The sequence below is a fragment of the Pseudomonas sp. 1D4 genome (assembly GCF_001728925.1).
GTDB lineage: Bacteria > Pseudomonadota > Gammaproteobacteria > Pseudomonadales > Pseudomonadaceae > Metapseudomonas > Metapseudomonas otitidis.
The window spans coordinates 65330-79593 of sequence record NZ_LXJQ01000010.1; the positions used below are offsets into that span (position 1 = coordinate 65330).

The following is a 14264-nucleotide window of genomic DNA, read 5'->3' on the forward strand; positions in this document are numbered from 1 at the left end:
CTCAAACGGGCGCGATGGCGTCCCAGCCGGATTTCACTTCGCGCAGCAGCCCTGCCACTTCGTTGACGAGCGCAGGGTCGTTGGCCTTATTGGCCTCGATCAGGCGAGCAATCATGTATTCGTAGAGGCGATCAAGGTTGCTGGCAATCTCACCGCCCTGAGCAGGGTCAAGCGCTTCGCGCAGCCCGCCGATGATGGCGATGGACTTGCTGATCAGCTCGCCCTTGAGCGACGCCTGGTCGCGCATCATCGCGCCCTGGGCCTGCGCCATGCGCTCCAGACCACCTTCCATGAGCATCTGGATAAGGCGGTGGGGACTGGCTTCGGCAACCTGGGCCTGGACATTGACCCGCTGATACTGCTGCATGGCCATCATCGCGTTCATTTGCGCAACTCCTTGTGAACCGGTGTTTCGTCGATGTTCATCTTATCGGCCGGTCCTGCAAGAGCTTAAGCCTCCGTCCATCTTTTTTCGCTATCAGGAGGCTTGCGCTTCAAACTCCAGATCAACTGCTGCTGGCAACACCCGGGAGATTCTTGAGTTGGGAAGTCAGATTGGAGCTGGTGCTCTGCATCTGGCTCAGCAGGCTGTCCAGGGTGGTGAACTGCTTGAAGAGGCGAGCCTGGAGCACCGTCATCCGCGCATCCAACGCTTCCTGCTGCTTGTCGACACTTTTGATGGTGTCGCGCAGGACCGAACTGCGCTGCTCGATCACACCGCCCGACGAGGTGAAGGGCTTGGCGCGGTTGGTCAGACGATTGGCCAAGCCGTTGTCGCCGGTGAAGAAGTCGGAAATACCCTGGACATCCGACGCTATTGCCTTGTCGAGCTTGGCGTTGTCCAGTTCGAGGGTGCCATCGGTCTTGGTCGCAATGCCCAAGGTAGCCAGGGCCTTGACGGTCCCACCATCGCCGCTCTGGGTAACCAGTTCGGTGCGCAAGTTTGCCAGCAGACTGCGAGCGGAGGAGTCACCAGCAAGGGCCGCTACAACGGGCTTGCTGCCCTCCACTGCTGTGACCTTGGTCAGGCTGTTGATGGTGGACACCATCTTGTTATAGGCCGTGACGAAGTTCTGGACGTTGGTTTTCACAGCACTGTTGTTTTGGGACACCGTGAGCGTCAGCGGCTTGCCGGCCTCGGTCGCGGCGGTGAGATTCAGGGTAAGCCCTTCGATAGCCGTGGACACGCTGTTGGAATCGCTGACCACATTCAATCCGTCAACGGTCAGCTTGGCGCTTTGCGCCGTATTCAAGGTCTTTCCGGCAGCGGCCACAGCAGCGTCGTACTCGGCAGGTGTAGCAAAGTCAGACGCATTCAGGGCTGCGCCAGGGAAAGTCAGCTTGCTCAGGTCGGTGGCGCTACCCGAGGTGCTGGTACCGGTCATGGTGATGTCCTTGCCATCGCCCATCTTGCTGCTGCTCAGGACGAGGCGGGAGCCCTGGCTATCGGTGACGATGGTGGCACTCAGCCCCTTGGCCGCACCCTGTTTGTTGATGGCGTCACGGATGCCGGTGAGTGTGTTGTTGGTGCTGTCGATGGAGAGGTTGAGAGCATCCTCACCGCCGATCTTGATATCCAGGGTTCCTGAATTGAATGCAGTCGTCGAACCATCGGCGAAAGCCGCAGACGCAATCTTGCTGCCCTGGGCAAGCTGGGTGACGTTGATGCTGTAGGTGCCCGCTATGGCACTTGCGGTACCGGTTGCGTTCAGTGCGGCGGTATTGGAGGAGACCACGCTACGCGACAGGAAGCTGCTCGGGCTGTTGAGCAGGGCCATTGCAGTCTGGAAATCGCTGACGGCACTCTTGAGGCTGCCCAAGGCAGTGAGCTTGGTGGTGGTCTTGGACTCAAGCGCGTCCAGTTGGTTCTGCTTAGGCGCCCTGGCGTTGTTCACCAGCGTCTTGACTGTCGTATCGATGTCGATCAGTCCCGAACCGACTGTGCCGATCGTTGTGGCCATTTCACACCTCCGTCAAAAAAACGTCCCGAATCCCCTTCCTGGAAGGATTGGCAGCTAAGCAAACAAGAATCGCGCCAACTCAGGCCTTGGCTTCGAACATCAGACTGCGGATGTCGTCGAGACGTTCGGCAAGCTTGAGCAGCTCCTCCGACGGAATCTGGCGTATCAGCTTGCCCGAGTCGGTATCGATGACCTTCACCACCACATCGCCAGTCGAGTCATCAACGCTGAACTCCAGCCCGCGCTTGACGGCCTGAACGAACGACTGGATATCAGACACAGCCGACTCCAGGTCGGCGCCCTGACCTTTCCGTGCATCCTTGTCGTCTTGTGTAGCCGCGCCGCTGGCCACCGGGACCGTGGTGGGCGTATTCGGGGTGACAACGCCCTGGGCAGGCGTCGCTCCGTTGGAGTCCTTCACCAACCGAGGGATGGCGCTGACCGACGAAATGCTTGAGATATCCATTTTTTACATACCTCACAATGGCCAAATGGGAGGAAGGGTAAGTCCCTTCCTCCCATCAGTGACTAGGCGCTCTGCCTCACTTACCTCAGCAAGCTGAGGACCGACTGCGGCAGCTGGTTGGCCTGGGCCAGGATCGCCGTGCCAGCCTGTTGCAGAACTTGGTTCTTGGACAGCGTAGCGGTTTCGGCCGCGAAGTCAGTGTCCTTGATCCGGCTCCGAGCGGCGGAAGCGTTCTCGGAGATGTTCTGCAGGTTGGAGATGGTGTTGTCGAAGCGGTTCTGCACAGCACCGAGGTCGGCACGCTGGGAGTCGATCGCCGCCAGGGCGCTATCGATTACCGCAATTGCGCGCTGGGCACCATCAGCCGTGGAGATGTCGACGTTGGCCACGGTGTTCAGGGTCGAAGAGCTCTGCGAGAACACCTCGGTGGTAGCGCCGGTCACCGCGAAGGAGGTCGGGGAGTCCAGCTGCACGTAACCGAAGGCCTTGCCGCCGGCAGCCTTGACATCTGCTGCAGCCCCGAAGGTCCCATCGTTACCTTGTACAGCCACATCAATAGTGCCTGCCGAAGAACCAGTCGCAGTGCCGAACTGGATGGTCTCACCGGTAGACGAGGTGATGGTGATCTTGTCGCTCTGCTTGTCGTAGTTGGCAGTCAGACCCAACTTGCCGGCGTTGGAGTTGATCTGGTTGGTCAGGTCCTCGTTGGAGGTCACACCTACCATCTGCACGGTATTGCTGCCCACGGTGATGTTGAAGGTAGCGGCACCGGAGGTGAAGTTCACGTCGGCCTGAACCACGGTACGGGCAGTGGCGGACAGACCAGAGATGGAGCCGTCGAACTTCTGGGCGATGCTCTTCGCGCTGTCAGTCGCGGTGATGGCGATGTCCTTGGTCTGGCCATTACCCACCACGGTTACGGTGCCGGAGCCGAAGGCGCCGCCGCTACCGGTGATCAGGGTACCGGTCTTGGTGGTGGCGGCCGCGGAAGCACCAGCGGTATTGGTAGAGGCGCCGCCGCCGACCTGGTAGGAACCCAGTTTGCTGGAGGAGGCATCGCGCAGGGTCACGTCGATGGTCTCGTAGGCCTTGGAACCCACCTGGAAGCTGGTGGTGCCGAAGGAGCCGTCCAGCAACTTGCGACCACCGAAGGTGGTGGTTTCGGCGATACGGGACAGTTCGGCCTGCTGGGCAGTCACTTCTTTCTGCAGGGCGGCACGGTCGTCAGCACTGTTGGAGCCAGTGGCGGCCTGGATGGACAGGTCACGGATACGTTGCAGGATCGCGGTGGACTGCTGCAGGGCACCTTCAGCGGTTTGCGCCAGGGAGATGCCGTCGTTGGCGTTACGGGTTGCCTGGTTCAGGCCGCTGATCTGGTTGGTCAGACGGTTGGAGATCTGCAGGCCGGCGGCATCGTCCTTGGCGCTGTTGATGCGGGCACCAGTGGAGAGACGCTGCAGCGAGGTGTTCAGCGAGTTGGACGATGCGTTCAGGTTACGCTGAGTGTTGAGCGAAGCGATGTTTGTGTTGACTGTAAGTGCCATGGTGGCGTCTCCCGAAGTACCTAGTATTTGCCTGAGCCTGCGACCTTCAGGACCTGCTGCTCAGGTGCCCCTAGAATTCGCATTCGAACTGTTTATCGGCGCTTGTCGTTGGACCTTTAGGGGAGATTTGAAATTTTTTCTCCCGGGGCTTGCTCAACAAGCACGAACTGTGTCCGTACCGGGGTTATCGGCGGGTATGACGAAGCTTTAGGATTTCGCCATACCGTTCGTCGGCTCCTGAGAAACTCAGTCCGGCAGCCACGCCGAACGCCAGCGCTGCAGATTCTCGCCCTTCAGCATCCACTCGCCGAGTACACGCTCGCGCAGCGCATCGCCCTGCCGAGCAGTGGCGTCCAGGTCATCCAGGTGCATGCGCACTGCGTCCAGCCAGTCCTTGAAGCGGTTCTTCACCCGGGTCACCGGCAGGTCGCCTCGGTAGCAGACCGCATCGGTACAGATCACCGGGAAACCGCACGCGCCATATTCCAGCAGGCGCAGGTTGCTCTTGCACTCGTTGAACAGGTTCGGCTCCAGTGGCGCCAGCGCCAGGTCCAGGTCCAGGCTCGCCAGCAGCGCCGGGTACTGCTCGATGGGTACGCCGCCGTGGAACTCATGGATGTAGGGACGGATACGCTCCGGGCACATGCCGAAGAAGACCCACTCCACCTCGTCCTTCAGCGCCTTGACCAGGTCGGTGATCAGCTCCAGGTCGCCCAGATGGCTGCTCCCTCCGGCCCAGCCGACACGCGGTTTGCGGCCTCGACGGCGTTGGCTGCGCAGATTGCCCCACCAGTGTTCGGGGAGGAAGTTGGGCACCACCCGAATGTCCCCGTGCAGGTCGCGCAAGGCCTCGGCCAGCGGCTCGGTGGAGACAACGAAGCGATCGGTCAGTGCCACCGCCTGGCGCAGCGAGCGCAGGATGTCCTTCGGCATGGTGTCGCGGTGTACGCTCTTCAGCGGCAGATTGGGCAGGTAGTCGTCCAGCTCGTAGACCTTGAACACACCGGACAACGCCTTCACTTCACGGATGCCCTCGATCTGCGGCTCCATGATCTGCCGCTGCAGGATGAGGCTCGTGGCCCCCGCCCGCTCCAGTTCCACCACGGGCAGATGCACACCGCTGATCAGCCCATCGACCATGCCAACCTGCCGCAAGGCCGCGAAAGGCTGTCGGACGCGGTAGTGACCGCAACCGGTGATATCGGCGGGGTAACAGACCACCTGGGGCAGCAGCGGGTGGTGCACGCGACGAGTCGGGTACTCGAAGCTGAAACCGCTTCCCTTCAACGACAGATTCGGATTGTAGGCAGGGTCCCGAGCCAGCACCGGCAGCCATCGCCGCAGCATCTCCTGGCGCTCCCCACGGAACGCCGCCTGCCGCTCCAGCGCCCCAGGGATGGCCAGTACCGACAAATCCAGGCCCTCGCGCTGCACGACACAATGCGGCGTCCACACATTCAGCAGGCCGGCAGCCCGCAAGCGCAGGCAGAGGTCGGTATCGGCATAGAAGGCATTGATACTGTCGGCGTCGAAGCCGCCCACCTCGATGAAGGACGCGCGACGCACCATCATGCAGGCGAGCCCCAACGCCGTGTAATTCTGCGCGACCTGCAAGCGGCTCATGTACCCCGGAGCATCGCCAGGTTCCCCAACAAAGGTGCGTCCTGCACATTCATGCAGCCCCAGCACCATGCCGGCCTGCTCGATGCCGCCCTCAGCGTCCAGTACCTTGGCCCCCACCGCACCGACCTCCGGCCGCTGGGCATGGTTGAGCAGCTGCTCCAGCCATTCCGGCTGAATGATGCGCACGTCATGACTCAGCAGAAGGAGGTACTCCGCCTCCACCGTCATCGCGACGGCATTCACCATCGCGGCCTGATTGAACGGCCCGTCGAAGTTCCAGACCTTCACCTGCTCGCTCTGCAGCGCATCGACGCCCTGCAGCCAGTCCTGGGTGGCGGACTCGACGCTGCCGCAGTCCACCAGCAGCAATTGGTAGTTGGAGTAGGTGGTGTATTCCAGCAGACTCTCGACGCACCGCTGCACCAGACCCAGGTTGTCCTGCACCGCCACCACGATGGCGACCTGGGGCGCCTCCGGATGACCGTAGTCGATGTAGTAACGCCTTGGCAGGAAAGCCTGGACCCGCGCGGCATCGTAGCCCCGCGCCGCAAGATGACGCTCGATGGCAACCTGCTCCGCAGGTGCGACCTCCATGACCGGAGCATCCGCCGCCAGCAGAACTTCCGGCATATGCAGCACGCCATTGCCTCCGCTGCCATGGACCAGGCGCAATGCCAGATCCAGCAGGGACGAAGAGCCGAATACCGTATCCAGCCCCCCCAATTCCACGACACTGCGCTGACGAAACACCCAATGCCGACCGACGAGCGCCGGGAAGCCAAGCAGCAGGTCCAGATTGAAATCCGGCTTGAACAACGGCCCCAGGGCGCCGGAAGGTGCTCGCTGCAACTCATCCGCGTAGCAGGCGTGTGCCATCACCCCCTCCTCCGCTTCCGCGCGAAGGGCCTCGGCCAACTCCAGGCACAGCAGCAAGGGGCCGGCCCGGGTGAACTCAACACCGGCCTCCACCACCAGTTGCCAGGGACTGGCATCCGGTGCACTCAACAACTGCTCGTTCAGCACGTCCAGACGCTGCGGCCCCTCAACGCAGAACGTTTCGACCCCGGCAACGGGCTCGGTGTCATAGACCCGTACCCGGAACGGCGCCGACAATGCCTGTTCCAGGCTGGCCAGGGTCGCGGCCAACGCATCAGGTTGCTCCGAGCCCAGTACATGGATGTCCAGCAGAGGGCCAGCCACTCCCACGGCCCGTATCTTCGCCTCGATCAGCGAGCGCTCAGCCTCGCTGGGCAGGCGGGCTTCCAGCCACGCCACCAGCTTCGGCACCAGGCCCCTGGCCATCTCGCCCATCAGCTCGACCACCCGCTCGGTGGCCAGGCCATCAACCCCCAGGTTCAGGTAGGGCAAGCCCTGCTCCGCCTTCGCGTGCAGGGACTCGCGGAAGTCAGCATCGCTCAGCAGGCGCAGCAGTGCCTCGGCCAGCTCATCCATCTCCACATCCAGCACGCCGGCATCTGCACCGTAGCAAGGGCCGAACAGGGTGTTGGCCGGATGCTGCAGGTTGATCGCCGGGGTCCCGCACAGCAGGGCCTCGACGCAATAGTTGGAGTCCACCGCAATCAGTACATCCGACGCGGCAGCCCAGAGCTGCGCGTCTTCCACCGTGTAGAGATAGCTCGCCGGATCAGCACCGTGCTCGAGCAACAGCTCGCGGAACCGTCGCTCACCAAAGTGATAGTTCGGAGGCCGGTCCTTGATCACCGGGTTGATCGCCAGGCCGCTGCGCCGCACCGCCTCACAAGCGGCAATGAAGGCGCCCAGGGTCTGTCCGAAGATGCCCTCATCGCCATGGGCGGTGAGGCTGCTGGTCCAGGTGGTGCCGAACACCACGATCGGCCCGCCCTCGCGTAGGTGATGACGCTGGCGAAGGCTCTGCTCATGCCGCGCTCGCTCGCCGCGCAGCGGCACCAGGCGGTCCCAGGCCGGGTTGCCGGTGACCCGCATGCGCTCAGCGGGGATGCCGTAATCCAGGTAGCCCTCCAGGCCCCGCTGGCCGTAGACCGCATGGATGTCCGCCACCAGTTGCGCATGCACCGTATGCGGATCGTTCAACGCCAGGGCGTGGGACAGGTGCAATGACGGAATGCCCTGGGTCCGTGCCCAGTGCATCGCCACCTTGGCGGCGGGCAGGACATCCTCGCTGCCGATCATCAGGCTTAGCTGGAACTCGCGCTGAGCGAGCTCCAGTCCATGCAACAGCGTGGTCAGCAAGGGCAGCTCAGCATCCAGTCGCGCACGGATGACCGGCGCCACTTCCTCCACACGCTCCCCCGCCAGTGCCTCCGGAAGCGCACGCAGCAGGCCGTCGAGGCGCTCACGCAGCGGCTCGTATTCGGCCTGCACCGCCAAGGCGCCAGTGTCGCCCAGCTCATGGTCCACCACAAAGAGCCGGCTGCCCGATTGCTCGATTATCGTAGTCAGGGTGTCGGTGACGTAGGGCGACAGAGTCACCACCGTCATTGGCCCATGGCGGTTGAAGAAGGCACGCAGCACACCCAGCTGCGACTCCCAGAGAAAGCTGACGATCGCAGGTGACTTCACGAACTGACTCCGCTGTGGGTCTTGAAGTAATCGCGCAGCAGCGCGGCGGACAGGTGGTATTCCAGCCCGGAGACCATATCCACGCCCTGGCGCATGCGCTCCGGCGCGCCGGGCGCGACCCAGCCATGGACCAGGGCCATGTTGCGGGTGTCGATGGCCTCGGCACGGAACCAGGCATCCAGCTGCGCAGCAACGGCATCCGGGAGCCACGGTCCGACCTGGAAAGCCGGCCGGGCAAGGCGCAGCGCACGCACCAGGATGAACAGCAGGTGGCGCGCCCTGAGGCGTGTGGAGTCGCTCTCCAGGGCGGCGGCGAACACTTCGGGGGAGGTCTGCAGCACATCCTGCAAGCCATCCAGGCCGTCACTCGCCCGCATCTGCCGCGCCTGCTGCTGGCGCAAGCTCCACTCCGGTGACGCCTCTACCGGCGCACTCTTCTCCAAGGCCACCAGGTAGCGCCCCGTCGCCTGGCAATCCAGCCGGGACACGACCTGCTGCTCCAGCAACAGCGCCAGGCGCAGCAACGAACCGTCCGTCTCCAGCCAGGAAAGCAGGCGCAGCCACTTGAACGGGTGCGGCAGGCTGGCAAGGAGGAATGCGTTGTCCCAGAGGCCTCCATAGGGTTCGAGCGCAACCAGGGAAAGACCATGGCGCGACGCAAGTGCAGCCAGATCGGCCGGTTCACAGGCTGCAGTGCCCCGTTCCGCCGGCACGTCCGCCAGCCTGGCGCCGTCGCCCGATGCGGCTTGCCAATGGGCGACGGAACGCATGCCCAGCACCAGGCGCTGGCCCTCAGCCAGCGCGCTGGCGTGCTTCGCCAGCAGGTCATCCAGCCCCTCCGCTTCGGAAAACGCACCGAACAAACGCAGCCCGCCAGACGCGAGCTGCCGGGCGGCGAAGTCCTCTTCCACGGCCGCGCGCAAGCGACGTACACCCGCGTTATCAAAAAGCTGCCCGCCGCTGGACCGACGCAGGTCGGTACTTGTCCAGTCCTGCATGTGATGGGTTTGATCGCTCATGGAATCGTCTCGGCGCCAGGCGCCCTCAGAAGGAATTGAGTCGACGGCCGAGGACGAATGCCTCGGCCGCCTGCATGCCGACACTGGCGCCACGCCAGCGTGCCAGGTGCTCCACCGCACGCAGCGAACGAGGATGCGGCCAGGCACGCATCTCCATGGCATAGATGTCCAGCGCCTGGAGTTTTGCCTCCAGGGTGTCCTCGATGTCGTTGAACCAGGTCGGCCAGAACTGCGGAGCACTCTGGCTCACCTGCCACTCGGTGGATGAAGGGATTTCGAAGAACAGCAGGGTATGGACCGGGTGACCGGGTTGCGGACGGCATGCTGTCACCACCGCCTCGTGCAGGCGTCGGTGATCGATGTTCACATCGCCGCTCCAGTGGGTGTAGACGATGCCGGGCTGGATACGGTCGACCAGTGCTTCGACGGGCTTGATGACGTCCAGCCGATCGAGCCCGTCCAGGCGGTTGTCCGGCAGGTCGAAGCACTCCAGCCCGACTACGCCAAGGTGACGGTTGGCCTGGGCACAGGCATCGCGCAGGGCCTGCTGCTCCGCCTCTTCCGGCGTACCGCGGCTGAAAAGTCCCTGAGCCATGATCGCCACATGCACCTCATCGCCCCGCGCCACATGCCGCGCGATGCTGCCGCCGCAGCCCAGCACCTCGTCATCCGGGTGGGCCGCTATCACCAGAACCCGCTCAGTTCCCATGGATGCCTCCCTGCTCAAGGTCCGGCCGGCCGAAACGCGACGCCAACTGCACCGCGGTATCCAGCAACGTATCAGTGGTGAAAAAGGTCTCCGCCGCATTGCGTCCGCACAGCAACAAGGCCGGGAAGCGGCGTAGCAGACGCTCGCGCAGCTCGCGGCTGGCGGCCTCCTGCGCCACGGTGATCTCCGGAAAACCGTTGGCCACCGGTTGCTCAAGGACCAACCGGGCCTGACAGCCCGCCCCCAGCACCCCGCAGCGACGCAGCTCATCGAGGATGGCGCGAGCCTGCTGCTCGGGTTCCACGCCTACGGTATCCACGGCCTCCACCGTCATGCGCCGGCTGCTGCCCTGTGCAGGCAAGAAGTTCTCGTAAAGCGTGATGCGGAACGTCTTGACATCGGCATCGTTCAAGTAGAGGTAGTGGCAGTCGCAGGCCGGCGGCTGGTCCAGCACGAAGTGGAACAGTCGCAACGGCAGGAAGCGCGGCGGTGCTCCGTCCACCCGCTCCCCCATCGCGCGAGCCAGGTGAGCCAGCGGCGCGCTCCAGATCAGGTGCTCGAAGGGAATGTCCTGCCCGTCGGCCAGGCGCAACGAACGAGCATCCACCTCCATACGCTCCACCTGGGCGCCGGTCAGCAGGCGTCCGCCTCGGGCCTCGAAACGGCGGCACAGCGCGTCGATCCATGCCCCCATGCCCCCTTCGGCTGGATAGCGGTGCCGCACCGCACTGCGCCCTTCCAGGTAGTCGCGGAACGCCACCTTGCGGTCGTAGAGCGGCGAGCGCTTCAGCTCACGGCACACCTCGGCCGAGCCAACGATCACACGGCCATACCCGAGGAAACGGTGACTGTTGGCGCTCAGCTCGTTGAACGGCGCCTGATAGAGGCGCCGCAGCAGCGGAAAGAACACCGTTTCCGCCAGTGCATCCCCGAAATGCCGGCGCAGGGCTGCTTCGAGGTCAGGCGCCCCCTGGTCGCTGGACAGGGTATTGAGCAGCCCCGCCAGGCACGCCTGGTAGGCGGCCTCGGGCAGCCGGGTGATATCGATGAACTGGCTGCGGGTGTCGAGCACACCGGCAAACGCATTGCCCACCTGCAGCACCGGCACCTCATGCCAGGCAAGCCCAGGCACCTCGAACAGCAGGCCATCGACGACCGCATCGCCCGTCATTGCCGGGATGTGCGTGCCGATGTCGAAGACCTGCCCGCTGGCATCACGAAACGAGCGCAACAGGCCACCGCAAGCAGGCGCGCGCTCCAGCAACGTCACGGGCAAGCCGCAGGCCTGAGCCCAGGCCGCCGCCAGCAAACCGGCGATACCGCCCCCCACCACGACGACCGGACGCTGTGCGGTCATGGCTGCTCTCCCGGCTTGCGTGCCACCAGATTCCACGAGGCGAAGCGATGGCAATCAGCCGGCTCATGTCGAAGCGCCTGCTTCTCCTCCAGGAACACCAGCTCGAAGCCGGCGAAAAGTTCCCGCAGGTGGGCCTCGTCGGAGAAATGCACACGCCCCGTACCGGCGAAGGAGCCTTGGGTGATGTTGGTACGGGTGCGGCCGTCCTCGGCCATGTCCCCCAGTTGCGCATCAGAGTGCTGCGAGGAGTACCAGTCGATGCCGATGAACAGCCCGCCCGGACGCAACGATTCCAACACCAGGGACAGGCAGCGACGAATCGCCGACTCGCCGTTGCAGGTGAGCGAGGCGCGATCCAGCACCAGGTCGAAGCCGACCGGGAATGGCAACGCCTGAGTGAAATCCCCGTTAACGATGCACCCATTCAGCCCTGTGAAGCGCTGATGCAGCTGACCAACGATGGTCGGGCTGCCCTCCACCGCGTGGTAATCCACCCCCAGGGACTGGAAGAACGGAATATTGGCGCCCGCGCCGCAACCCAGCTCCAGCACTCGCTTCCCAGGGCCCAGATCGCGGCAGTGGCGCTTGGTCAGACTGACCACATCAGACCAGGGCCAGATGGAAAGGTGAGTGCTGGCGGCGTAGCGCTGTTCCCACTCGATGGAAAAACTCATGTCAGCTCCCTGAATCCAGCGCGGCTGTCGCCGCAATTCATCCACCAGTCCAGCACACCAAGACCGGGCACGAACGTGCCCCAGAGCTGGGGATAGGTGGGCGGCGTGAAGGCCTGGTACTGCACGGCAATGCCCTGCTCGGCAAAGGCGGCCTCGTCGAGGTAGTCGCGACCGAGGGCGCCTGAGAGGTAGGCGTCGGCCCCGAGGTCCAGGCAGATGTCCAGAACCAACTGCGACTTGCGGCTGTCGACGTCCAGCTCGCTGGCCCGCACCACGGGCGTGTCGATACCCAACTGGTCCAGCCAGAAGCCCAACTGACGCCAGCAGAGTTCGGCGAGGTTGTCCTGCCGCTCGCCATAGAGCTGCTCCAACTGCGCGTAGCGCTCGGCGAAGCGTGGCGCCCGGCGGTAGTTCATGGCCACCGCCTTGAGGTGGTCACGGCGCCAATCACGGCTTTCATCGATGCGTGTCTCGCGCAGAGTGCTGGCCAGGTGGCCACGGCTGAGCACCGGTATGGTCAGCCACTGCGCGCCCTGGGGGGTTTTGATGCGGTTGCGGTTGATGAAGCTGTTCTTCTCGAACTGCACCGTGTCGAGGAAGACGAAGCGATCGACCCGGGCGATGCGGTCGAAATAGCCCAGCCACGGCAGGTAGGCTGGCTGGTGGATGGCGATCCGCAAAGGGTTAGTCTCCACCGAAGAGCCCCTCTGCAATCTGGTCGCGACAGGCGTGCCAGTGGTCCGCGAATAACGCCAACACCACAACATCGAAGAGGCCATCATCACGCTGCACATGCTGGCGTAACAGGCCCTCCTCTGAGAAGCCGAAGCGCTTGTGCAGCTTGGTCACCCGCTCATTGAAGGACAGCACCTCGCAGCAGAGCTTACGGATACCCAGTTCGTCGAAGATGTATTCCAGCGCCAGATACTCCATGACGGCACCAATACCCTTGGGCAAGCCATCGCGCTCGTCGGAGAGGTTGAAGGCCCAACAGCAACGCTGGTGTCGGCGCTCGATCAGAGAGACGGCTACGTAGCCGGCTGGCTTCCCGCGATACAGAAAGATCAAGTGACGGGCGTCTGGGTTCTGCAACTCGTAATGCAGCCACTCCTGGTGCTCTTCCCAAGCGATGACACGGTTGTTGTACATGCAAGAGCGGATTGATTCCTCATTGCGCCAGCGCAGGATGGCCGCCGAGTCACCCTCGGTAAGTGGGCGCAGACTGAAGTCCTTCCGACTGAAACCAAGACCCCTCATGATGCATCCCCCTTCTGGAAGTCCCCGAGAGCAAGCCATTCGCCCGCCCCGATGTCCCTGCTCGCACGACAGCCCAGAGCCAGGTCGAAATAGGCCGGAGACAGCCCGGTGCCGGGCCTGCGCAAGCCGATGTTGCCCTCCCCTAGCAACTCGCCAGCCGCGATGGGGCGCAAGGCTACGAGGCTGCGTCGAGCGAGCATTCGCATGTCCTCTTCGGCGCGGGTCGGGCGCAGGTAGGGCGAACCGATGATGACGTCAGCGCGGTGAATGCTGCCGATCCACTCGGCCAAGCCCTCGGGGTTCTCGGAGAACCAGTGGTCCGGCCCGGGCAGGTCGTGATCGAGGGTGAAGTGTTTCTCGAACAGGCGCGCCCCACGTGCCACGGCCAGGGAAGCAGCCAGCGGCCCCTGGGTGTGGTCGGAGAAGCCGGTCAGCAGTCCCGGGAAGGCTTGTTGCAAGGTGCCCAACTTGGCCAGGTTCACGTCCTCGTCAGGCGTCGGGTACTGCGAAGTGCACAGCAACAGCGCCACCTGGGCTCCCTCGAACCAGCCCACGGTCTCCAACGCCTGGTGCACCTCGGCCAGGTCGCTCATGCCACAGGACAGGATCAGCGGCAGGCCCGCACCGGCGTAATGACGCAGCAGCGGCAGGTTGCTGAAGTCATCGGAGCCGACCTTGATCGCCGGCACGCCGATCCGCTGCAGCAAGTCGAGGTCGCTGCGATTCTGCGGCGAGGAGAAGAAGGTGATGCCGACCTTGGCGCAATGCGCCTTGACCGCACGCCACTGCACCTCACTGAACTCGTAGCGCTGGAACATCGCCAGCATGGACTCGGTGACGCTGCGCCCCTGGGACTGGTAGGTGAACATCTGCTGCGGGTCGCCGCAGAACTCCTCGGCCTTGAAGGTCTGGAACTTGACCGCATCGGCCCCTGCCTCGCGGGCGACCTCGATCATCCTCAGGGCCAGGTCGAGCTCGCCGTTGTGGTTGATCCCCACCTCGGCGATGCAATAGGGCTTCTGCTCGGGGCCGATGGGGCGCCCGGCGATCTGGAAATGACGTGTCGACATGCTTGCATCCTCCACGACCGGC

At 63.8% G+C, this 14264-nt stretch carries 12 protein-coding genes; all 12 read right to left on the bottom strand.

All coding sequences use genetic code 11. From position 1 onward, the window contains the following. Nucleotide 1: 1 nt before the first annotated feature. Complete coding sequence (gene fliS / locus A7D27_RS07730) at nt 2-385, bottom strand: flagellar export chaperone FliS (protein WP_069564530.1); 384 nt, start codon at nt 383-385, stop codon at nt 2-4. Between the two features lie 121 nt (nt 386-506). Beyond that, the gene (gene fliD, locus A7D27_RS07735) at nt 507-1961 is read right to left on the bottom strand and encodes a flagellar filament capping protein FliD (protein ID WP_069560357.1); all 1455 of its coding nucleotides are present in this window, start codon (nt 1959-1961) and stop codon (nt 507-509) included. Nucleotides 1962-2040: 79 nt separating this feature from the next. Further along, the gene (locus A7D27_RS07740) at nt 2041-2427 is read right to left on the bottom strand and encodes a flagellar protein FlaG (protein ID WP_083265556.1); all 387 of its coding nucleotides are present in this window, start codon (nt 2425-2427) and stop codon (nt 2041-2043) included. Between the two features lie 80 nt (nt 2428-2507). After that, nucleotides 2508-3971 carry a flagellin gene (locus tag A7D27_RS07745; RefSeq protein ID WP_069564531.1) on the bottom strand — a complete coding sequence of 488 codons (1464 nt, stop codon included), beginning with the start codon at nt 3969-3971 and terminating at the stop codon, nt 2508-2510. A 246-nt stretch (nt 3972-4217) separates the two neighbouring features. Continuing rightward, nucleotides 4218-8156, bottom strand: coding sequence for a glycosyltransferase (locus tag A7D27_RS07750; protein WP_069564532.1), 3939 nt, complete (start codon nt 8154-8156; stop codon nt 4218-4220). Next, a complete protein-coding gene (locus A7D27_RS07755; protein WP_139134063.1) occupies nt 8153-9175 on the bottom strand; it encodes a hypothetical protein in 1023 nt (340 codons plus the stop codon). Before A7D27_RS07755 ends, A7D27_RS07750 begins: the two co-directional genes overlap by 4 nt. A 25-nt stretch (nt 9176-9200) precedes the next feature. Next, the gene (locus A7D27_RS07760) at nt 9201-9884 is read right to left on the bottom strand and encodes a PIG-L deacetylase family protein (protein WP_069564534.1); all 684 of its coding nucleotides are present in this window, start codon (nt 9882-9884) and stop codon (nt 9201-9203) included. After that, nucleotides 9874-11241, bottom strand: coding sequence for an FAD-dependent oxidoreductase (locus A7D27_RS07765; RefSeq protein WP_069564535.1), 1368 nt, complete (start codon nt 11239-11241; stop codon nt 9874-9876). The genes A7D27_RS07760 and A7D27_RS07765 overlap by 11 nt, the downstream gene beginning before the upstream one ends. Beyond that, on the bottom strand, nt 11238-11915 hold the full coding sequence (locus A7D27_RS07770) for a class I SAM-dependent methyltransferase (protein ID WP_069564536.1): 678 nt from the start codon (nt 11913-11915) through the stop codon (nt 11238-11240). The genes A7D27_RS07765 and A7D27_RS07770 overlap by 4 nt, the downstream gene beginning before the upstream one ends. Then, nucleotides 11912-12610 (bottom strand): WbqC family protein, encoded by a 699-nt coding sequence (locus A7D27_RS07775; protein ID WP_170832280.1) that lies wholly within the window; start codon nt 12608-12610, stop codon nt 11912-11914. The genes A7D27_RS07770 and A7D27_RS07775 overlap by 4 nt, the downstream gene beginning before the upstream one ends. After that, nucleotides 12600-13211 carry a UDP-4-amino-4,6-dideoxy-N-acetyl-beta-L-altrosamine N-acetyltransferase gene (pseH, locus tag A7D27_RS07780; RefSeq protein WP_083265558.1) on the bottom strand — a complete coding sequence of 204 codons (612 nt, stop codon included), beginning with the start codon at nt 13209-13211 and terminating at the stop codon, nt 12600-12602. The genes A7D27_RS07775 and pseH overlap by 11 nt, the downstream gene beginning before the upstream one ends. After that, nucleotides 13169-14242, bottom strand: a complete 1074-nt coding sequence (locus tag A7D27_RS07785) for an N-acetylneuraminate synthase family protein (protein ID WP_069564539.1) — start codon at nt 14240-14242, stop codon at nt 13169-13171. Before A7D27_RS07785 ends, pseH begins: the two co-directional genes overlap by 43 nt. Nucleotides 14243-14264 lie beyond the last annotated feature (22 nt).